19 protein-coding genes and 1 tRNA gene are annotated in these 20,907 nt (G+C 61.2%); 11 read left to right on the top strand and 9 right to left on the bottom strand.

Features of this window, described 5'->3' with window-relative positions; translation table 11 throughout:
* The first annotated feature begins 482 nt into the window (after positions 1 to 482).
* From AC0V7N_RS26950 to AC0V7N_RS26940, 3 genes are all read left to right on the top strand, one after another.
* Positions 483 to 761, top strand: coding sequence for a hypothetical protein (locus tag AC0V7N_RS26950; protein WP_475451258.1), 279 nt, complete (start codon positions 483 to 485; stop codon positions 759 to 761).
* A gap of 247 nt (positions 762 to 1,008) precedes the next feature.
* On the top strand, positions 1,009 to 1,464 hold the full coding sequence (locus AC0V7N_RS26945; RefSeq protein ID WP_475451257.1) for a (2Fe-2S)-binding protein: 456 nt from the start codon (positions 1,009 to 1,011) through the stop codon (positions 1,462 to 1,464).
* Between the two features lie 13 nt (positions 1,465 to 1,477).
* Positions 1,478 to 3,676, top strand: a complete 2,199-nt coding sequence (locus AC0V7N_RS26940; RefSeq protein WP_496627385.1) for a molybdopterin cofactor-binding domain-containing protein — start codon at positions 1,478 to 1,480, stop codon at positions 3,674 to 3,676.
* A gap of 255 nt (positions 3,677 to 3,931) precedes the next feature.
* Here AC0V7N_RS26940 and AC0V7N_RS26935 read toward each other — a convergent pair whose 3' ends face one another.
* Positions 3,932 to 4,252 carry a hypothetical protein gene (locus tag AC0V7N_RS26935; protein ID WP_475451256.1) on the bottom strand — a complete coding sequence of 107 codons (321 nt, stop codon included), beginning with the start codon at positions 4,250 to 4,252 and terminating at the stop codon, positions 3,932 to 3,934.
* Positions 4,253 to 4,258: 6 nt separating this feature from the next.
* On the opposite strand from AC0V7N_RS26935, the gene AC0V7N_RS26930 reads away from it, so the two are divergent.
* Together AC0V7N_RS26930 and AC0V7N_RS26925 are read left to right on the top strand one after the other, a co-directional pair.
* Positions 4,259 to 4,813 (top strand): hypothetical protein, encoded by a 555-nt coding sequence (locus AC0V7N_RS26930; protein ID WP_475451255.1) that lies wholly within the window; start codon positions 4,259 to 4,261, stop codon positions 4,811 to 4,813.
* A gap of 317 nt (positions 4,814 to 5,130) precedes the next feature.
* Positions 5,131 to 6,174, top strand: a complete 1,044-nt coding sequence (locus AC0V7N_RS26925; RefSeq protein WP_475451254.1) for a tyrosine-type recombinase/integrase — start codon at positions 5,131 to 5,133, stop codon at positions 6,172 to 6,174.
* Positions 6,175 to 6,221: 47 nt separating this feature from the next.
* On the opposite strand, the gene AC0V7N_RS26920 is transcribed toward AC0V7N_RS26925, so the two are convergent.
* Positions 6,222 to 6,295 (bottom strand) — tRNA-Gln (locus tag AC0V7N_RS26920).
* 242 nt (positions 6,296 to 6,537) lie between these two features.
* Entirely contained in the window at positions 6,538 to 7,470 is a 933-nt protein-coding gene (locus tag AC0V7N_RS26915) for a lysylphosphatidylglycerol synthase domain-containing protein (protein ID WP_475451253.1), read from the bottom strand.
* A gap of 353 nt (positions 7,471 to 7,823) precedes the next feature.
* Between AC0V7N_RS26915 and AC0V7N_RS26910 the strand changes: the two genes are divergently transcribed.
* On the top strand, positions 7,824 to 9,242 hold the full coding sequence (locus AC0V7N_RS26910) for a Ppx/GppA phosphatase family protein (RefSeq protein WP_496627384.1): 1,419 nt from the start codon (positions 7,824 to 7,826) through the stop codon (positions 9,240 to 9,242).
* Positions 9,243 to 10,040 carry an RlmE family RNA methyltransferase gene (locus AC0V7N_RS26905; protein WP_475451252.1) on the top strand — a complete coding sequence of 266 codons (798 nt, stop codon included), beginning with the start codon at positions 9,243 to 9,245 and terminating at the stop codon, positions 10,038 to 10,040.
* 10 nt (positions 10,041 to 10,050) lie between these two features.
* On the opposite strand, the gene AC0V7N_RS26900 is transcribed toward AC0V7N_RS26905, so the two are convergent.
* The gene (locus AC0V7N_RS26900) at positions 10,051 to 11,472 is read right to left on the bottom strand and encodes an MFS transporter (protein ID WP_496627383.1); all 1,422 of its coding nucleotides are present in this window, start codon (positions 11,470 to 11,472) and stop codon (positions 10,051 to 10,053) included.
* 303 nt (positions 11,473 to 11,775) lie between these two features.
* Between AC0V7N_RS26900 and guaB the strand changes: the two genes are divergently transcribed.
* From guaB to AC0V7N_RS26880, 4 genes are all read left to right on the top strand, one after another.
* On the top strand, positions 11,776 to 13,278 hold the full coding sequence (gene guaB / locus AC0V7N_RS26895) for an IMP dehydrogenase (RefSeq protein WP_027057339.1): 1,503 nt from the start codon (positions 11,776 to 11,778) through the stop codon (positions 13,276 to 13,278).
* Entirely contained in the window at positions 13,229 to 13,852 is a 624-nt protein-coding gene (locus AC0V7N_RS26890; protein ID WP_475451250.1) for a hypothetical protein, read from the top strand. The genes guaB and AC0V7N_RS26890 overlap by 50 nt, the downstream gene beginning before the upstream one ends.
* Positions 13,853 to 13,877: 25 nt before the next feature.
* Positions 13,878 to 14,297, top strand: coding sequence for an MAPEG family protein (locus AC0V7N_RS26885; RefSeq protein ID WP_475451249.1), 420 nt, complete (start codon positions 13,878 to 13,880; stop codon positions 14,295 to 14,297).
* Positions 14,298 to 14,386: 89 nt separating this feature from the next.
* Complete coding sequence (locus tag AC0V7N_RS26880) at positions 14,387 to 15,343, top strand: IS5 family transposase (protein ID WP_475450585.1); 957 nt, start codon at positions 14,387 to 14,389, stop codon at positions 15,341 to 15,343.
* A 277-nt stretch (positions 15,344 to 15,620) separates the two neighbouring features.
* Here AC0V7N_RS26880 and rnd read toward each other — a convergent pair whose 3' ends face one another.
* The 5 genes from rnd to AC0V7N_RS26855 form a co-directional block, all read right to left on the bottom strand.
* A complete protein-coding gene (gene rnd, locus AC0V7N_RS26875; protein ID WP_475451248.1) occupies positions 15,621 to 16,772 on the bottom strand; it encodes a ribonuclease D in 1,152 nt (383 codons plus the stop codon).
* 75 nt (positions 16,773 to 16,847) lie between these two features.
* On the bottom strand, positions 16,848 to 18,092 hold the full coding sequence (locus AC0V7N_RS26870; protein WP_475451247.1) for an MFS transporter: 1,245 nt from the start codon (positions 18,090 to 18,092) through the stop codon (positions 16,848 to 16,850).
* A gap of 134 nt (positions 18,093 to 18,226) precedes the next feature.
* The gene (locus AC0V7N_RS26865) at positions 18,227 to 18,910 is read right to left on the bottom strand and encodes a putative serine hydrolase (RefSeq protein ID WP_475451246.1); all 684 of its coding nucleotides are present in this window, start codon (positions 18,908 to 18,910) and stop codon (positions 18,227 to 18,229) included.
* Positions 18,911 to 19,036: 126 nt separating this feature from the next.
* Complete coding sequence (locus AC0V7N_RS26860) at positions 19,037 to 19,804, bottom strand: YbhB/YbcL family Raf kinase inhibitor-like protein (protein WP_496627382.1); 768 nt, start codon at positions 19,802 to 19,804, stop codon at positions 19,037 to 19,039.
* A 55-nt stretch (positions 19,805 to 19,859) separates the two neighbouring features.
* Complete coding sequence (locus tag AC0V7N_RS26855) at positions 19,860 to 20,777, bottom strand: LysR family transcriptional regulator (RefSeq protein ID WP_475451244.1); 918 nt, start codon at positions 20,775 to 20,777, stop codon at positions 19,860 to 19,862.
* Between the last annotated feature and the right edge of the window lie 130 nt (positions 20,778 to 20,907).

Genomic DNA, 20,907 nt, shown 5'->3' with positions numbered 1-20,907 from the left:
TACGAAGGTTGAATCATTCATCGCACGTTTTGGGAATCCCCTTTATGGGTCTATGACCTAGAAGGCTTGTGCACAGATTAAGACTTCTCAAACGGCTTATAGGGGGTATGAATCCTGACTTGCTCGACCTGAGCAACAGCCATTTCTAGGCCCTTATTCACGCGTTGGGCTTCCGCGCGGAACTTCGACATCCGGCGACAACTGCTACCGCCATGTCTAACTGACTTCGCTAATACCAAGGTATCGTCAACACCATCGGACAATCGATCCAGGGCGCGGTCGGCTGCATTTTCGTGACTGCCGAGGCGATCTAGTCTCGCGAGCAGGCAGCGCCGTTGCCCAATGAAGGATCGTCCACCATGCACGTAATTCGAACACTTCGTGAGTCAGGCCACGCCACCGTAGCTGACTATGAAAAACTTCTAGCTGCAAATGTCGTTTTTCACAGTCCGGTACTAATACGGACCGCAGAAGGTCGCTCGGTGGTTGCAAAGATCTTCGCGGCGTCGACGACGCTACGAGACGGTGCCTATATCGGTGAGTGGAAACTGGACGACCGACGAACCCTGTTGAGATGGAAGGGAACAATTCAGGGTCACGAGCTGGAAAGCTTCGATATTATCGAAGAAAATGACGAGGGGCTCATCGTCGATCGCACGGTAGCTTTTCGTCCAATGCCCGCAGCGAAACTTTTTCGGGATGCCATGCGGGCTGCTATCGGAACCTCTGTTCCAGACGATTTCTGGGAATATCCAAACTAGAACTCCAGTGCATCGGCGAAGCCGCCCGCTGCGATGTCGGCCGGTTTGGGAAGCCGAATTGCGCATCATACGACCTTACGTTTCGCTATTGGCGGCACATAGCGACACAGTTCGCGGCGACCAGATTTAGCGCTGATACCAAAGTATCGTCGACACCATCGTCCAATCGATCCAGCGCGCGCTCCCGCTCTAGCCTTCATATCGCCCAAGCGATCACTCTCGCGAGGATACGGTGAAGGAGGGAGCCATGCCATTCACGATCAAAATCAACGATGAGACGCATGACGTCGATGTTGACGGTGACACGCCACTCCTTTGGGTGTTGCGCGATGTGCTCGGAATGACAGGCACGAAATTCGGATGCGGCATGGCACTCTGCGGTGCCTGCACCGTGCATGTCGACGGCGACCCAGTCCGCTCGTGCATCACCTCGATCGACAGCATCGGCGAATCTTCGATCACGACCATCGAGGCGATCGGCATGACCAAGGCGGGCGCCAAGATACAGCAGGCTTGGCTCGACCTCGAAGTGCCACAGTGCGGTTATTGCCAATCGGGGCAGATCATGTCCGCGGCGGCGCTGCTCGCGAGCAATTCACACCCGACCGACGCCGACATCAACGACACGATGTCAGGAAACATCTGCCGTTGCGGGACCTATGTCCGCATCCGGGATGCAATCAAGCAGGCTGCTGCAAGCTGAACGGAGGGCTGTCATGATAAATCACGGTGGATCCAAAGGCTCCAGTCACGATCGACAGGGCGGGGCAGATAGCATCTCGCGGCGTAGCTTTCTGCAAGTTGCGACGACTTTAGGCGGAGGCCTGGTTCTAAGTCTCGCCCTCCCAGCGGCAAACGCCACACCGGCGGTCGATGCCGGGAAGTTCACCCCCAACGCCTTCATCAGCATCGGTGGCGACGGAAAGATCGTGCTGACGATGCCCTATGTCGAGATGGGGCAGGGGACCTACACCTCCATTCCGATGCTGATCGCCGAAGAGCTTGAGGTCGATCTGAACCAGGTGAGCCTGGAGCATGCACCGCCCGATGAGAAGCTCTATGCCAACCCACTGATTGGGGTGCAGGCGACGGGTAACTCGAATGCGATCCGCGGAGCCTGGCAGCCGCTTCGCCAGGCCGGAGCGACGGCGCGTGGCATGCTTGTCTCGGCGGCGGCAACGCGCTGGAATGTCAATCCTGCGACTTGCCATGCGGAGCGCGGTGAAGTCGTCCATGCGGCGACAGGGCGACGTCTCAGTTACGGCGAACTCGCTGCGGAGGCGGCGCGAATGCCGGTTCCACAAGACGTTGCGCTGAAACAGCGGGGCGATTTCAAGCTCATCGGCACATCGGCCAAGCGTCTCGACCTACCGCCCAAGGTGAACGGCACTGCCGTATACGGCATCGACGCCCGCCCGCGGGGTGTGAAGATCGCGACGCTTTCGCAGTCGCCCGTATTCGGCGGCCGCGTGAAGAGCGTTGACGACACCGCGGCAAAGGCGGTCAGCGGCGTGCGACAGATCGTTCGGCTCACGGACGCCGTCGCCGTTGTGGCGGACCACATGGGGGCTGCGAAGAAAGGCCTCGATGCGCTGGTGATCGAGTGGGATGACGGACCCAACGCCGCCCTGACCACGGGGGCGATCGCCGATATGCTCGAGCAAGCGACCCTAAATCCCGGTGCTGTTGCAGAGACGGTTGGTGACATCGATGCGGCGATGGCAGGCGCCCTTGTCAAGGTCGAAGCGAGCTATCACGTGCCATTCCTCGCGCACGCAACGATGGAGCCGATGAATTGCACCGTCCACCTGCGCAAGGACGGTTGCGAAATCTGGGTAGGCAGCCAAGTTCTCGGACGAACTCAGTCCATCGCTGCGGAGGTAGCAGGCCTGCCGTTAGAACAAGTCGTCGTCCACAATCACCTAATCGGAGGCGGGTTCGGTCGGAGGCTCGAAGTTGATGGGGTCGCTCGAGCTGTCGAGATTGCCAAACATGTTGACGGTCCGGTCAAGATCGTATGGACGCGTGAGGAAGACATTCAACACGACATGTATCGTCCTATGTTCTTCGACCGTCTGTCTGCCGGGCTCGACAAGACAGGAATGCCGATCGCTTGGAGTAACCGTTTTGCGGGTTCTTCGGTGATCGCGAGATGGGCACCTCCTGCGTTCAAGAACGGGCTCGATCCCGATACCACCGAAGGCGCGATCAATCTTGTCTATAATCTGCCCAATTTGCATGTCGAGTACGTTCAGGTGGAGCCCCCAGGCGTTCCGACCGCCTTTTGGCGCAGCGTGGGACCTTCCCACAATGTTTTCGTGACCGAGAGCTTCATGGATGAGCTTGCTGCGGTTGCGAAGCAGGACCCGGTGGCTTACCGGCTCTCCCTCCTCGACAAAAAGCCTCGGGCGAAGGCCGTGCTGCAACTGGCTGCTGAAAAAGCCGGTTGGGGAGAGAAACTACCCGAACGTGTCGGTCGCGGGGCATCGGTCCAGTATGCATTTGCGAGCTATCTCGCACAGGTCGCCGAAGTCGAGGTCTCGAAGGAGGGCAAGGTTCGCGTTAGGCGAGTAGTATGCGCTGTCGACTGCGGAATACCAGTCAATCCCAACACCATCGAGGCACAGATACATAGTGCTGTAATGTTTGGCATCACCGCAGCGCTTCATGGCGAGATCACCGTCAAAAACGGAAGGGTGGAACAGTCCAACTTCGATACATATGAAATTCTGCGTATCGACGAAGCTCCCACTGTCGAGGTCTACATCATTCCGAGCACCGAAGCGCCAGGCGGTATGGGCGAGGCAGGAACCTCGGCCATCGTGCCGGCCGTGGCCAACGCTATCTTTGCCGCCACCGGAAAACGCATCCGAAAGATGCCGATTGATAGCAGCGCCCTCAGCCTCCCGGAATAAACTGTGGGCAGAACGGTCCACGATAACCAAGCCCGCATCTGAGCTTTCCAATCAGACGAGCAATGGTGGGTCTTAAGGTGGGTCTCTGCGCGTCAGTTTTCTATCGGATTGATTTTCATAAGTTTTATCAAATAGCTGGCGGAGGGATTGAAATTCGAACTGGGAATGGATTTGCTCCTACAAGCACTTTGAATTCGGCGCATCCTACCCATCGCCCGGCGGTCACAGTGCGCAGTTGCCGTGGCGCAAGTAGACTCAGGACCTATTTAGAGATTGCCGACGGGGCGACTGATCCAATGGCAGTGCAGGAGGCGCGCTGCCATGAATAATCTGGCCGGGCTTTCGGAGGCGCAGGCCGGCCGGATCGAGCCGCGTTTTCCATTTTTCCCACGGCATTGCCCATGTTGATGACCGCCGGGTGATCACCGGGATAGGCCATCCTTGGGCTTCGTCAACCATCAATTCGGCCATTTTTCGAAAGGATGCGCCACGAACCCATCTACAGCCGACCGTTTCCAGGGAAAAAGGCTCTAAGTTTGAAATCTGATTGCGAACCGGTTCGAAATCTGATTTCATTTGGTCATGGCAAATTTGATTGAGCTTGTTCGGCGCATCGCCGAAATAATGGACGATCCAGAAAAAACTGTCGGCGTTCGAGCAATGGTATTGCGGAAGGCCGGACTTTTAACAAGCGAGGGGCGCGGCCGAAGCGCGTCAATGACACCTTCTGACGCCGTAAACATGTTCTTGTTGTCGCTTGGTAGAGGTTATTCAACGAATGCGGTGAGCAACGTCATGAAGTTGCGCGGCGGCGAAATTCAGTGGGACAGGTACAATGATCCGCCACCGTTTAAGCGTAACAGCAACCTCCGCTATACGGTAGATAACCTTGGCCGTTTCTTGGACTCCCTGATAGGAGAACTTATCGTCGACAGACATCTCCGCACTGAATCAGGTTTGATTGAAGTGCTAAGTATTCGTCTCGAGAAAACATACTACGAAGTTAGTGTAATAATTGAATTCATTGGTGAAGAGAATAATTACTGGAGGATGAGATACGTCATACCAGGATTTATGCCTCGAAAGTCCAAAGTAAATAATGACGGACGGGGCGGTAAAAAGAAACTCAAGAAGTAAATAGTCTGCCTTTTTACGCGCTCGCTTGCTTGCTTAGAGATGAAAAATACACCGAGCACAGGATATTTGAAGCGAGTTTCGAAGATTGCAATCAACGATCAAATCATTGGCGTCTTTCGCGCCATACCGGAGGGTCTGGCGCTTGAAAGCTCGAACTGTATTTCGACAAGCTGACGTCTCCCGCGCGCTAAAAGGCGCTGCGAACGCCGGAATGAGCGTAGTGCGAGTAGAGATTGAGTCAACTGGCAAGATATCGCTCTTCGCCGTCAATGAGGGCACTCCTCCTAAAAACGACCTCGACAAATGGAGCGAAAGTCGTGCGCGTTAGACTCAAGGGGCTGAACTCAATTCGCAAGAAACTAGCTGACGGCACGTACCGAACCTATTGGTACGCTTGGAAAGGAGGTCCCGCGCTGGTTGGTTCGAAGGGTTCGCCAGAGTTTATCGCAAGCTACAATTCTGCTGTCTCCAAGAAAGTTCAATCTCCGAATGGTGTTTTGCTTTCAATCCTCATTGGATTTCAGGCGACAACGCTTTGGCAAGATCTCGCACCTCGAACGCGTCGCGATTACACTGCGTTGATCAAAATCATTGAGAGGGAATTTGGCGATTTTCCCCTTTCAGCTCTCGGCGATCGCAGAGCGAGAGACATCTTCCTTTCATGGAGAGACAAGAGAGCCAGGTCGTCCAGGCGGCAAGCTGACTACGGCTGGCAGGTCTTGGCCAGAATCTTAGCCTGGGCCCATAGCAGGGGCCTCGTGATCTCCAACCCATGCGAAAAAGGCGGTCGCGTCTACAAGGGAAGCCGTGCAGAAAATGTGTGGACGGATGATGACGAAGCGGCTTTCCTCGCGAGCGCACCAAGGCACCTTCACCTACCGTTGATAATGGCGTTGTGGACAGGCCAACGGCAAGGTGATCTGCTTCAGCTAGCGTGGCAGCAATACGATGGGAGCGTTATCCGACTTCAGCAGTCGAAGACCGGCGCCCGGGTAGTAATCCCGGTTGGTGCACCGCTTAAAGCCATGCTTGATGTGGCGCTCGGAAAAATGGGCCCCATCCTTCTCAATAGGGATGGTGTACCGTGGACTGCGGATGGCTTCCGTTCATCCTGGAGGAAAGCCTGTATCTCTGCAGGCATCGTCGGTCTGACCTTCAACGATCTGCGCGGAACGGCGGTCACCCGGCTCGCTGTCGGTGGTGCCACTGTGCCGCAGATCGCTACCATTACTGGCCACAGCCTTCGCGACGTGCATTCGATCCTCGACTCCAACTACCTAAATCGTGATCCCACACTGGCCGAAGATGCCATTCGAAAGCTCGAAACAAGAACGAAAACTCCCAACCGAGCACCCAACTGACCTCATATGTTCTTCAGAGAAAACGAAAAAAACGCTGCAAAATCAATTGGCTGGGGAACCTGGATTCGAACCAGGACTAACGGAGTCAGAGTCCGTGGGTCTACCGTTAACCTATTCCCCAGCAGGCGCGGTCATGGACCGCGCGGGCCGAACGGCTGAGCCGCTTGAGCGCTGCCTTGTAGCCGCCAGCGGAAAATAGTCAAGCCTGCTCTGCGGTTCAAATTGGCCAATCGCACAAGTTTGCGCTGCCCTCATCCGCCTGCCGGCGTTCGTCGTTCGAAAAGCCAAGCAGTTGGCTTTTCGTCCGCTGTGCGGACCACTCCTCGACTCCCCGTGGACGGAGAGAAGGCCGCTGGGCGCGCCTCAGTTCTCCGTCTTGCTGAACTGCGAGCGTTCGAAGAACAGCACCACGCCGAGGCCCAGAATCAGCGGGATGATCAGGTAGAACAGCCGAAACACCAGCAGTGCGGCCAGCACGCCGACCGGGTCCATGTCGGAAAGGCCGGCCAGAAACACCACTTCGAACACGCCGAGCCCGCCCGGCGCATGCGAGATCTGGGCGACCGAGAAGGAGACGAGGAAGACGCCGAGCACGACGAAATAGCCGGGATTGTGTATCTCGGGCAGGGCAAAGAAGATGATCGCGGCCGCCGCGAGCAGTTCGATCGGGCCGATCAGCAATTGCCTGGCGACGATCGGCAGTGCCGGATAATGCAGCTGGAAGCCGGCGATCTTCAGCGGTTTGCGATGCAGCGCGCTGCCGAAAATGTAAGCGCCGATGATAATCAGCATGGCAAGGCCGGCGGCGATCGCCAGCCCGTGATGCGGGGCACCCGAGAAGCGGTCGACGATTTGCGGCTCCAGCACCAGCACCAGACCGCCGGCCAGAAGACTGGACAGCACGAAGGTGATCCAGCAGATCGCCACCAGCACGCCGACATCCTGGCCGGTCAGGCCTCTGGTGCCATAGGCGCGGTAGCGGATGACGGCGCCGGAGAAAACCGAGCCGCCGATATTGTGCGACAGCGCGTAGGTGGTGAAGGAGCACAGCGTCACGAACAGCCACGACACCCGCTTGCCGATATGCAGCAGCGCGATGTGGTCGTAGCCGGCGAGCGCGGCATAGGCGATGACGGAACTGAGCGCCGCCAGCGCCCAGCCGCGCGCTGGAATGGCGGCAAGTCCGTCCCAGACATCGTCGATCGAGATGCCGCGCAGCTCGTGCCAAAGCAGCAGCAGCGAGAAGATCACCGCGGCGAAGCCGACGACCGGCCAGAAATAGCGTCTCCAGTTCATTGCCTGACTGCCATGCGTTGCGTGTCCGCTTCCTTTTCTCTTGGTGGTGGAGGCCGGCTCTCCGGATTCCTCCGTTCATTTCAGAAATGCCTCATTGAAGCCGGCTATTCAACCGCGAACACTTGTCGCGCCGGCCGCCGGCAAGGTCCGCCCGCAGCGAAAGCGGCGCGAAGGCAAGCGATGGGGCATCGGCTTCGACCAGCGTTATCCTCGCTGGCGTCCGCGCTATCAGTCCAGCCTTGCGGGTACATTACGCGGCCGGGCAAAAGGCGGTTCACGCCCAGCCGGCAAAATTCAGCGTGCGGCTCTTGGTGATCGGCCACGGCACTGTTACTCTGGCAGCAACTTGAAACATGCCAAAGCGCCTGCTGCGTCCTTCATCGGTTCGCGCGGCGCCGGAAGGAACGACAGTGGAAGACCGCGACACCGGCGCAGGCGCGTCGGAGGTAGGCGCGTCCAGCGCTTCCCCAGGGCCATCGGGCTCGGGGACAGCCGGTTGGCAGCAACGCCGCCCGACGGAGCCACGCTCCGCCGACGGCCAGGCGGGCGACGCGACCCATCACCAGAAGGGCAAGCCCAAGAAGCGGCGCAAGCGAAGGCGCGGGCGCAAGGTTTTTGCGCGCGACGAAGCTCATCCCCAAGACAATCGATCTCCGGTGCAAGGCAAAGCCGCCGGCCCGGCTGTAGAGCCGAAGCAGCCGGCGGCGCCGGTGATCTCGCCTGTCGCTCCAGCGCCACGCCCGGAACAGGGGGCGCGCCGTCCGCCAGTGCACGAGCTTCCCGTCTTTGCCGCTCTCGATCTCGGCACCAACAATTGCCGGCTGCTGGTCGCCGTTCCCACACGGCATGGCCAGTTCCGTGTCATCGATGCCTTCTCGCGCATCGTCAGGTTGGGCGAGGGGCTCACTGCCAATGGCCGGCTCGGCCAGCCGGCGATGGATCGCGCCGTCGAGGCGCTAAAAATCTGCGGCGACAAATTGCGCAGCCGCAAGATCAGGAAAGCCAGGCTGATCGCCACTGAAGCCTGCCGCTCGGCCGAGAACGGCGTCGAATTCCTCGAACGCGTCGAGCGCGAGGCCGGGCTGAAGCTCGAGATCATCGATCGCCAGACCGAGGCGCGGCTGGCGGTTTCCGGCTGCGGCTCGCTGGTCGAGCGCGACACGCAAGGCGTCGTCCTGTTCGACATCGGCGGCGGTTCCTCCGAGATCGCGCTGATCGATCTCACCGGCCGCCGTTCGCCGCGGCTTGCCAACCATATCGTGTCGTGGACGTCGCTGCCGGTCGGGGTCGTCTCCTTGGCCGAGCGCTTTGGCGGCCGCACGGTAACGCGCGAAATCTTCACCGCCATGGTCGACGACGTCGCCGGCCGGCTGGCCAGCTTCGATGGCCGCGACCGGCTGAGCCACCTCAAGGCCAGCCCGAATTTTCACCTGCTCGGCACCTCCGGCACGGTGACCACTCTGGCCGGCGTTCACCTCGATCTCGAGCGTTACGACCGGCGTCGCGTCGACGGGCTGTGGATGGATCGCGACAGCGTCGACCGCATGGTGGAGAGGCTGGTCGGCTGGGATTTCCAGCAGCGCTGCGCCAACCCTTGCATCGGTGCGGACCGCGCCGATCTGGTGCTGGCCGGCTGTGCTATCCTCGAAGCCATCCGCGCGGTCTGGCCGTCGGAGCGACTGCGTGTCGCCGATCGTGGCCTGCGCGAAGGCATATTGAGCGAGCTGATGGCCGATGACGGCGTCTGGCGCAATGATGGGCGTGGCCGTTAAATGACCAAGAAACCGGAAAAACCAGGCTCGGCCAGCATTCGCGTGCTGAAGACGCGGATCAAGAAGAAGAGCGGCCTGAAGGAATCGTCGCGCCGCTGGCTGCAGCGCCACATCAACGATCCCTATGTCCAGCGGTCGAAGGCGGACGGCTACCGCTCGCGCGCGGCCTACAAGCTGATCGAGATCGACGACAAGCACCATCTGCTCAAACCCGGCATGAAGGTGATCGATCTAGGCGCCGCTCCCGGCGGCTGGTGCCAGGTCGCGGCCGCGCGCACGAAATCGACGGCGGAAAATCCGCATGTCATCGGCATCGACTATCTGGAAATGGACGCCGTGCCCGGCGCGCCGGTGCTGTTGATGGATTTCCTGGATGCGGATGCGCCGCGCAAGCTGGCCGAAGCGCTGGGTGGTGACCCGGATGTCGTGTTGTCCGACATGGCGGCGCCAACCACCGGCCACAAGCGGACCGACCACATCCGCACCATGCATCTGTGCGAGGTGGCGGCCGATTTCGCGCTGTCGGTTCTGAAGCCGGGCGGACATTTCCTCGCCAAGACTTTCCAAGGCGGCGCGGAGAACGAACTGCTCTCGATGCTCAAGAAGAATTTCCGCTCCGTCCACCACGTCAAGCCGCCAGCATCACGCGATGAGTCGGTGGAGCTTTACCTATTGGCGAAGGATTTTAAGGGGCGAGAGGCCGGTACTCCGTCGGGCGGATCGGAACGTTCAGTGGACGTTCCGAAGGACCCGAACGCCCGGAGCCATAGCGAAGCGTCGGACGACCCCGAAGCCTAAGCCGGCCGGCTCACTCCCCCGGCGATCTCACCGGTTCCAGCGTCTTGGGCGTGGTCAACCGGCCATGGCCGGAGACGGCGTTGCCGGCGTCGGGCGCCAGCCGCATGAACGACAGCGATGCCGCCGCTGACACCGCCGCTACGATGAAGAAGGCGATATGGAAATCGCCCAGCGTCAGCGAGCCGCCATGGATCGACGTCGAGACTTCCAGAATGCCGCCGGCGAGCGCCACGCCGAGCGCGATCGACAGTTGTTGGAACACCGCCGTGATCGGCGTTGCCTTGCTGGTGTCTTCGGCCGACACCTCGGCATAGGAGAGCGCGTTGACGCCGGTGAAGAACATCGAGCGGATGAAGCCGCCGACCAGCAATATGGCCAGCATCAGCGCGTAAGGCGTCTCTGGCGTGAACAGGCCGTAGATGGCGATCGATGCGGCCGCGATCAGCGAGCCCCAGATCAGCACCCTGCGGAAGCCGGCGAGCCGGAAGATCAGTGCCGTCACGAACTTCATGCCAATGGCGCCGATGGCCGAGACGAAGGTGATCATGCCCGACTGGAACGGCGTCAGCCCGAAGCCGATCTGGAACATCAGCGGCAGCAGGAACGGCACGGCGCCGATACCGATGCGAAACAGCGAGCCGCCAAGCACCGAGGAGCGGAACACCTGGTTGCGGAACAGCTCGAGCGCCAGCAGCGGATTTTTGGCGCGGCGGGCATGCAGCAGGTAGAGTACGCCCGACAGCAGCCCGACAGCCACGGTGATCAAGCCGGTCGCCGGCGGCAGATAGGGCAGGGAGACCACCGACAGGCCGAACACGACGCCGGAGGCCGCCAGCCCGCTCAGCACGAAGCCGATGAAATCGAGTGGCGGCGTCTCCATCGATTCGGTTTCCGGCAGGAAGCGTGTGGCCAGCCAGATGCCGATCAGGCCGATCGGCACGTTGATCAGGAAAATCCAGTGCCAGGTGAAATAGGTGGTGATGAAGCCGCCGATCGGCGGTCCGACGAGCGGTCCGACCAGTGCGGGAACGGTCAGCCATGACATGGCCGCGACCAGTTCGCTCTTGGGCGTGGCGCGCACCAGCACCAGGCGCCCGACCGGCGTCATCATGGCGCCGCCAATGCCTTGCAGGAAGCGTGAAACGACGAAAGCCGGCAGCGAACCGGACAGGGCGCAAGCGATCGAACCAACGATGAAGACCGCGATCGCGGCACGAAAAACGGTCTTGGCGCCAAAACGGTCGGCCATCCAGCCGCTGATCGGAATGAAGATCGCCAGCGACACCAGATAGGCCGTCAGCGCCAGCTTGAGCGCGATCGGGCTGGTATGGATGTCGATGGCGATCGCCGGCAGCGAGGTCGCGATGACGGTCGAATCCATGTTTTCCATGAAAAGGGCGACCGCCAGGATCAGCGGGATGGTGCGATTCACGAGCGTGACCGTTTCAAATTTTCTTTCCGGCCCAATTCTCGTTCAGAAAAGGGGAACAAGCCGATATGTGGGGGCGGTTATCATGGCCGGCCACCGATGTCGTGTTAATTTGCTGTCACTTTTGTGCGACTGCAACCAGGGGTGGCCTAATCAACTGTTCGAACACGCTGTTGTGCAACGCAACGATCGGCTTTTCATCCGCGCCGCGACGTGTTACCAGCCAGCGCCAATCCTGAAAGGGAAGAACGAGTCGGCGCTGTCCATCCCGGTCCAGCGCTTTTTCCGCATTCTAAAGGGCTGGCCATGGCAAAAATCATCGAAACGTCCACCGGCGCACTGGCGCTGACCTTTGACGACGTGCTTTTGCAGCCGGGTCATTCCGAGGTCATGCCGGGCGAAACCGATGTCCGCACCCGCATTGCCGGCGACATCGATCTCAACGTGCCTATCCTCTCCGCCGCGATGGACACCGTCACCGAGGCGCGTCTTGCCATCGCCATGGCCCAGGCCGGCGGCATCGGCGTCATCCACCGCAATTTCTCGCCGGCCGAACAGGCCGAGCAGGTGCGGCAGGTCAAGAAATTCGAGTCCGGCATGGTGATCAATCCCGTCACCATCGGCCCCGACGCCACCCTTGCCGACGCGCTGTCGCTGATGCGCACCTATTCGATCTCGGGCATTCCGGTGGTCGAGAATGGCGGTACCGGTGGCCAGAAGATCGGTCGGCTGGTCGGCATCCTGACCAACCGCGACGTGCGCTTTGCCTCCGACCCGGCGCAGAAGGTCTACGAATTGATGACCCGTGAGAACCTGATCACGGTCAAGGAAAACGTCGACCAGGACGAGGCCAAGCGGCTTCTGCACCAGCACCGCATCGAAAAGCTCGTTGTTGTCGACAAGGCGGGCAATTGCGTCGGCCTGATCACGGTCAAGGACATCGAGAAGTCGCAGCTCAACCCGCACGCCACCAAGGATGCGCAGGGGCGCCTGCGCGCGGCGGCCGCCACCAGCGTCGGCGACGACGGCTTCGAACGCGCCGAGCGTCTGATCGACGCCGGCGTCGACCTTCTGGTCATCGACACCGCGCATGGCCACTCGCAGCGCGTGCTGGACGCGGTCACGCGCGCCAAGAAACTCTCCAATTCGGTTCGCATCCTCGCCGGCAACGTCGCCACCGCCGAAGGCACGCAGGCGCTGATCGACGCCGGCGCCGACGCCGTCAAGGTCGGCATCGGCCCAGGTTCCATCTGCACCACCCGCATCGTTGCCGGTGTCGGCGTGCCGCAGCTTTCGGCCATCATGTCGGCCGTCGAGACGGCGCACAAATCTGGTGTGTCGGTGATTGCCGATGGCGGCATCAAATATTCCGGCGATCTCGCCAAGGCGCTCGCCGCCGGCGCCAGTGCCGCCATGATCGGCTCGCTGCTGGCCGGTACCGACGAGAGCCCGGGCGAGGTCTATCTGCACCAGGGCCGCTCGTTCAAGGCCTATCGCGGCATGGGTTCGGTCGGCGCCATGGCGCGCGGCTCGGCCGATCGCTACTTCCAGGCCGAAGTGCGCGACACGCTGAAACTGGTGCCGGAAGGCATTGAAGGCCAGGTTCCCTACAAAGGACCTGTGTCTGGCGTGCTGCATCAGCTTGCAGGCGGGCTAAAAGCCGCTATGGGTTATGTCGGTGGCCGCGACCTTGCCGATTTCCGTGAACGCGCCACCTTTGTGCGCATATCCAACGCCGGACTTCGTGAAAGCCACGCCCATGACGTCACGATTACCCGCGAAAGCCCGAACTATCCTGGCGGAGCCTGAACAATACGGGCTCGGGCGGAGCCTGACCGCGACGATCCTGCGGCTGTCGCGCCACGCGGGTGCGCTGTGTTTCCTGTCGGCGGCGGTTTTCATCGCCATGACGGTGCTGGAATTCTTCTATTTCCGTCAATTGAGCGGCGGCTTACCGTCACTCGATATGCGTTATTTCGGCTTCACACCCGACGAAGGCATGGCCTGGCTGACGGCGCTTGGCCGGCGCGGCGGCGAGATCATCCTGGTCTGGCACTATCTGACCTTCGATCTCCTGTTCCCGGCGCTGCTGTCGCTGACATTGGTCAGCCTGATCCTGGCCGCCGGCCGGCGCCTGAAGAATTTCCGCGTGCTCCCCGGGCAGGTGCAGTCGATCTTCGCGCTGGTGCTGGTGCTGCCCTACACGCTTGCCGACTATGCGCAGAATATCGCCGTGGCACGGCTTCTGTCCGATTTCCTGTCGGCCAACCCGGATTCGCTGTCTTTGGCTTCCGAGCTGATCGTCACCAAATTCGCGCTTCTCGCCGTGCCGCTGCTCGTCATCGCCGCTTTCTGGCTGATGGGCCAGAAACGTCAGGCTTGATGCCGGACAGAGCAGGGGACATGTCATGAACCAGACCACGATCTTCTGGCCCGTTCTGGCGCAAGTTCTGCTGGCCTATATCGTTTACGTCGTGATGGGTCGGCGCCGGTTCGTCGCGGTGAAGTCCGGCGAGGCCAAAGTCGGCCAGTTCAAGACGCGTTCGAGCGAGCCGGCGTCCAGCGCGACGGTCGCCGCCAATCTCAGCAACCAGTTCGAATTGCCGGTGCTGTTCTACGTGCTGTGCCTGACACTGCACGTCACCAATGGCGTCAATTATCTGACCCTGGCGCTGATGTGGATTTTTGTCGCCTCTCGCTATGTCCACGCCTGGGTGCACCTGACCAGCAACAACCTGCTGCTGCGCAACCGCTCTTTCGTCGCAGGCGCGGTGATTATCCTGCTGGGCTGGATCTGGGTCGCGCTGCACCTGCTTGGGATGGTCTGAGCAGAGCAGTTCTCCCTTCTCCCCTTGTGGGGCTGTTGCGTAATTCGCTGTTTGTGATTCTCTGAGATTGACGCTCGGAGGGAATCACGATGGCAGTGAAGCGGACGGGTCAGTTGAGCTTGGCGGAAGCCTTTCTGGGCACCAAGCTGGTGGGCGGGGCTTCGCCGCTCGACCGTCTTGTCGGTCTGGTGAAGTGGTATCGCTTCGAGAAGCTGCTGACACCGCTACGCGATGGCGGGCCGGGTCGGGCAGCCTGGCCGCCGCTGGTTCTGTTCAAGGCGCTCTTGCTGCAATCTCTGTACGGGCTGTCGGACCGCGAACTGGAGGAGGCACTTGGCGACCGGCTGTCGTTTCGGCGCTTTGCTGGGCTGGGGCTGGACGATACGATCCCCGACCACACGGTGCTGTCGCGCTTTCGCAATCTGCTTGTTGGCGAAGGTCTGCTTGAGAAGCTGTTTGGCGAACTGGACCGGCAGTTGGAGAAGGCCGGCGTGATCCTGAAGCGGGGCACGATGCTGGATGCCACGCTGATCGATGCGGTCTCATCGCCGCCTTCGGGCGAGCGGGTCTCGAAGGATGCGGACGCCCGTGTCACGGTGCGGCAAGGCAAGGGCGGCTTCACCTTCGGCTACAAGGCACATGTCGGAGTGGATGAAGGCTCTGGCCTGATCCGCAAAGTGATCACGACGCCTGCCAACGTCAACGACACGGTGGTGGCCGATGCCTTGATCTGCGGCGACGAGAAGACGGTATGGGCGGACGCCGCCTACGACACCCATGCCCGCCGTGCCCGGCTCAAGGCTGCAGGCAAGAAGACTCGCATCGCGCGCCGCCCCAATAAGCACCATGCGCTGGCGCCACGGCTCAAACATTACAACCGTCTAATCGCCAGACGGCGTGCCGCAGTCGAGACCACCTTCGCCACGCTCAAGAACCGCATGAAGCTGACCACGATCCGCTATGTCGGGCTGGCCAAGGCCGCTGCCCAGGTGACACTGGCGGCGATCGCCTTCAACATGCGCCGATGGGCCGCCATCACAGGATAGGTGCGCCCGCAGTCCGGCTGCACCACCTCCAAAACCCCAAATCAAGCGTCAGGGCTCACAAATACGAGCGGAATCCTTGCGATCCCGCTCCCTTCAAACATCCACGGCTACTGCGCAACAGGCCCCTTGTGGGAGAAGGTGGCCGAGCGAAGCTCGGTCGGATGAGGGGTGCTCCAGGGAACGCCAACGTCTCACTCCGCTGGAACACCCCTCAACCGTCTCGGCGCTGTGCGCCGATCCACCTTCTCCCACAAGGGGAGAAGGGAAGTCCGCTCGCCTACAGATCGAACACCGCGATCTTGCGCTTGTCGAACTTGATGCCGATCTCGCCACGCACCAGCTTCAGCGCCGCTTCGCCGAACACGGCGCGCCGCCAGCCCTGCAGCGCCGGCACATCGGCGTCCTCGCCCTCGGCCGCTATGCGGTCGATGTCGTCGCTGGAGGCCAGCACTTTCGATGCCACGCCCTGCTTTTCGGCGACGATCCGCAGCAGCACTTTCAACAGTTCGGCCGCGGCGCTCGAGCCTTCCGGCGGCTGAAAATTCTTCGGCAGTTTCGGCATCTCCTCCTTGGGCAAGGCCAGCGCGGTATTGACCGCGCCAAGCAGGGCCGTCGCCGTCGAGGAGCGCTCCCAGCCTTTCGGCGTGGTGCGCAGCTTGGCAAGGGCCGCCGCGTCGCGCGGTGCCTGCTGTGCCACTTCGTAGATCGCGTCGTCCTTGAGCACGCGGCCGCGCGGCACGTCGCGCTCGCGCGCCTCGCGTTCGCGCCATGCCGCCACGGTCTGGACGATCGCCAGTTCCTGCGGCTTGCGCAGCCGCATCTTCAGCCGCTTCCAGGCGTCTTCGGGGTGTGGGTCGTAGGTCTCGCGCGAGGTCAGCACATCCATCTCTTCGTTCAGCCAGTGGGCGCGGTTTTCCCGCTCCAGCTCGGCGCTGAGGTGCTGATAGACTTCGATCAGATGAGTGACGTCGGCCAGCGCGTAATCGAGCTGCTTGTCGGACAGCGGCCGGTGGCGCCAGTCGGTGAAGCGCGACGACTTGTCGAGCCGCGCACCGGTGATGCGCTGCACGAGCTGGTCGTAGGAAACACTGTCGCCAAAGCCGCAGACCATCGCCGCGACCTGTGTGTCGAACACCGGGTGCGGAACGAGATCGCCGAGATGGACGATGATTTCGATGTCTTGCCGGGCGGCATGGAAGACTTTGACCACCGCCTCGTTGGCCATCAGCCTGAAGAAGGGCGCCAGGTCGATGTCCGGCGACAGCGGATCGATCAGTGCCGTGACGCCAGGCGCCGCCATCTGGATCAGGCACAGGATTGGCCAGAAGGTCGTTTCGCGGATGAATTCGGTGTCGACGGTGACGAAATCCGACTTTTCGAAAGCGGCGAGAACGGTCTCGAGTTCTTTCTGGGTGGTGATGACGTGCATCAAATCGCTTTTGGCAGGAGTAAAGTCTTCCTAGATTTCAGCCGAAAACGCTTTCGTCAAGCTGTGGTGCCATGGTTAAGGCCCTGGCGGGCCGTCTGGATCGCCGTTTCTTCTGGCCAGCCGGGCAAAAACGGTCGAGGTGCGCAACAGGGCGATAAAGCGGCTGCGTTTGCCAGCGGGCACGCCGGACCGCGCCCGCATGCGGTAGAGGATGACGGCGATGAAGATCGCGTAGACGATGGCGCTGAACACGAACAGCGCGCTCGGCCCGAAATACTGCATCAGTGTCGAGGCGGCGAACGGCCCGCCAATGGCGCCGAAGGAATAGAACAGCATCAGCGCCGCGTTGATCAGCACGAACTCGCCGGTGTCGGCGCGGTCGTTGGAATGCGCCGCCGACAGCGAATAGAGCGGCATGGCGAAACAGCCGAAGATGAAGATCAAGACGAAGTTGAGCAGCGGATTGCTGCCGGCGATGAACACCAGTGCCAAGGCTGAAAGCATCGCGCAGCAGGTCGTTATCAACAACACGCGGCGCCGGTCCCAGCGATCGGAGAGATAGCCGAGCGGATATTGGATGATGGCGCCGCCGAAGATGCCGACGCTGACGAAGGTGACGACATCGGCGACCGACATGCCGATCTGCTCGGCATAGACCGGCGATAGCGTGCGAAACGCGCTGTTGGTGACGCCGACGGCGATACAGCCGAAGCAGCCGAGCGGCGAAATCCGCCAGACGCGCGCCAGGTCGAGCTTGACCTCTTCGGGCGGCGTCGGGTTGGAGCGGTCGCCGAGCGAGACCGGCACCAGCGACAGTGTGATCATGATCGACATGATGGCGAAGATGGTGAAGCCGCCGGCGCCGAAGACCGGGATCAGGAACTGGGCTGATGTCACCGAACCGGTATCGACCATCCGGTAGATCGCCAGCACACGGGCTCGGTCCTTGTTGGTGACGCCGGAATTCAGCCAGCTCTCGACGATGGTGAACAGCCCGGCGAAACAGAAGCCGCCGGCAAAGCGCACGGCGCACCACATCACCGGATCGAGGACCAGCACCAGCAGCAAGGTGCCGACCGAGGCGATCGCGGCAAGTGCTGAAAACGCCCTGATATGGCCGACTGCCTTCATGATGCGGGTGATGGCCAGGCAGCCGAGCAGGAAGCCGGCGAAATAGAAGGTGCCCATCAGGCCGATGTCGGAGGCCGAAAACCCTTCCTGCGCGCCGCGCAGCGCAATCAGCGTGCTCTGCAGCCCATTGCCGCCGAGCAGGATGCCTGCGGCGAGAAGGAGCGGGATCAGCGGGCGAATGGAGGACATGAAGTGCGATCACGTATCGGTGATTCCTTCTTGAACCATTGTCCCTGCCAATGCCAGCGGCGATTCAGCCTGACGTCGTCATCACGGACGACCGCATCGCGGAACAGGAGATCGTCTGCTCCTTGGCGTGGCATTCATAATCCAGCGAGCTTCCATTGCTGCCTATCTTCGAGAAAGCTGCGGAATCGCTGCCGGATCTGCGGCGCGTTTGGAATAATATGTCCGCCCTCGTGCTCCAGGATCAGCGGGTTGCGGAAACGCGACGCAAGTTCGGTTGAGGCGATGGGCGGCACGATGGTGTCCGAACGGCCAATGATATGCACCGAGGGTAGGTCGTAGTTCGATCCCGCGCCAAACAGGCTGGCGAGGTCAGGATCGGCACTGACGAAACCACCAACCATGATGGCAAAGTCGAAGGCAAGCGAACGGTTTGGATGTTTGCCCGCCGTGCCGGAGGGGTCGTCGTCGGAGTTATTGCCGGAGCGCAAGCCCACGAGCAGTGCCGTCAGGGCAGCCCCCTGGCTGAAGCCGAACACGCCATCGAAAGGCCCTAGCTGCGCAAAGGCCGAACCGATCGCATCGCGTGTTCCATGCCAACCTTCGTAACGCTTGGTGCCCGGACCGACACCTGCGTTGGCCACGCTCTCCGCGCTTGCCGCGTGCCACCAGCCGAAGTCACCTTTAGCCAGTGATGGCGCATCGATGCAGACAAACTCAGCCAGTTCAGTCAGCCCGTCGGCGAGCGGGGTTAGCTGCCGGCGCAGAATTTGCGCGCTGCCGTGATAACCGTGCAAGCAGAGGATACGAAGTCTCTTCATTCTGGCTCCCGGATCACGGCCAAGGTACAGCATCCCTATCCGTTCGACGGTGAGCTTGCAGGCCGGCCCGCCAGATCGTCGCAGTGACGGGCGGAAACCTGTGCTCTCGGGCTGCCTTGCCGAGGCTTACTTGCGCCCGTAAGAGGCGGTGAAGCTGGCGGTGCCGAGAAGCTTGTTGCCCAACCCCTTGTTCAGCACGAACGAATAGAGTGCCGTAGTGCCTGTTTTCGGAATGCCCGCGGCCGCCTGCACGTCATCGACCGCTATGGCGTACAGGGTGAACATATAGTGATGCGGCTTGTCGCCGATGGACGGGCAGGGGCCGGCATAGTTGCCATTGGCGCCGGTTACGCCTGTGTCGAGAAAATCGGTGGTGCCGCCAAATGCCGGCGCCGGCAGCGCCGAAGATGAGTTTCCAGCTCCCTGAGCGAGACCCGTCGCAGTCGGCGGAATGTTGTAAACGGCCCAGTGCCACAGTCCGCTGCCGGTCGGGGCATCCCGATCGCGGACCTGGAGCGCCAGCGATTTCGTGCCGGCAGGGATGTTTGACCATTGCAGGGCCGGAGAGATATTCGAGCCAGTGCAGCCGAAGCCGTTCAGGGTGAATTTTGATTCGAAGGTCCCGGAGGACAGGTCTGGGCTGGTAAGCGAGAACTTCGATCCGGCATGGGCCTGGCCGACAAAGCCGCCCAGCGCCGCGGCGACGAACGCGGCCGATACCGAGATTACGGCGCCGGCCAGCAGGGGTTGCCAGTGTCGTCCGGCACCGACGGACTGACGATAGAACAGCAGCGATGATTTGAGGTTTTGAAGGATGTTCATGACCGAGCTCCAGATGTGAGGAGTGATCTTCGTATGAAGCCGGGCCTTGCCTGGCCAGCGCTGTGGTCGCACGAGACTATTGCAAAAGCCGCATGAATAGCGCGACGGCGCGGCAGTTCGGCAAGTCTCAGGCCGCTTTGGCCCGGAGATTGTCGGCGTATTGTTTTTTGACGAAATCGAGAAATGCCCGGACCCGGTGGGGAATGTAGGACCGTGACGTGTGAAGCAGCCAGATCGCATTGTCGAAATCGGTCGGCGTCGCTTCATGCCGCGGAAACAGATCGGTCAACCGCCCCGCCGCCAGGTCCGCACCGACCAGCCAATCCGGAAGCAACGCCGGCCCCAGTCCTTCCTGCGCGGCGCGCTGCAGGGCGAGCGAGTTGGACATCGTCAGCCTGCCTTGAATATCGATCCCGTCGATCACGCCGAGAGCATCGCGGAACCGCCACTGCGCCGAATAGCCCGGTACCGGACAGCGGAGGCAATCGTGCGCCACCAACTCCGCCGGCGTCAGCGGAGTGCCGTGCTGCTTTAGGTATGCCGGGCTGCCGCAGACATGGTAACGAATGCGCGCGAGACGGACACCGACCAGCGAACTGTCGGCGGCCTGCCGAAGGCGCAGTGCCACATCGACACGCTCGGCCACCAGGTCGATGATGGAATCGGTCAGCCGCAGATCGATTTCGAGCCTGGGATAGGCCTTTCGAAGTGCCATGAGCATCGGCACCAGGACGGAATAGCCATAGCTCACCGACGCCGTCACCCGCACGACGCCTTCAGGCTGGCCGGCGAGATCGCGCGCCTCGTCGGTAGCGCGCTGTAGATCCTTCAGCAGACCCCGCACGCTGTCGTGATAGGCCGCACCAGCCTTGGTCAGCGCCAGCCGCCGTGTCGTCCGCTCCAGCAGCCGTACCCCTAGGCTCTTCTCAAGCGCGGCTATGGAGCGCGTCACCGCGGATGGGTCGGTCGAGAATTCGCGTGCCACGGCGGCGAAGCTTCCCAGCCGAACCACCTCCACGAAGGTCTTGAGCTGTTCCGTGTCCATGCCCAGCATCTTGCCAGATGTGCCATGCCATTGGCGAGACAATTGTTGCCAGTTTGGCAATAATCTGTGGTTTTCGAACCGGTTGGGCCAGTCCGCCGCGCTCCTGTTCGAACGCTGCAAGCCATCGCGC

The organism is Mesorhizobium kamtschaticum, assembly GCF_056174585.1.
Note: the sequence above shows the minus strand (reverse complement) of the source record. Positions and strands in the feature narration are given on the sequence as shown.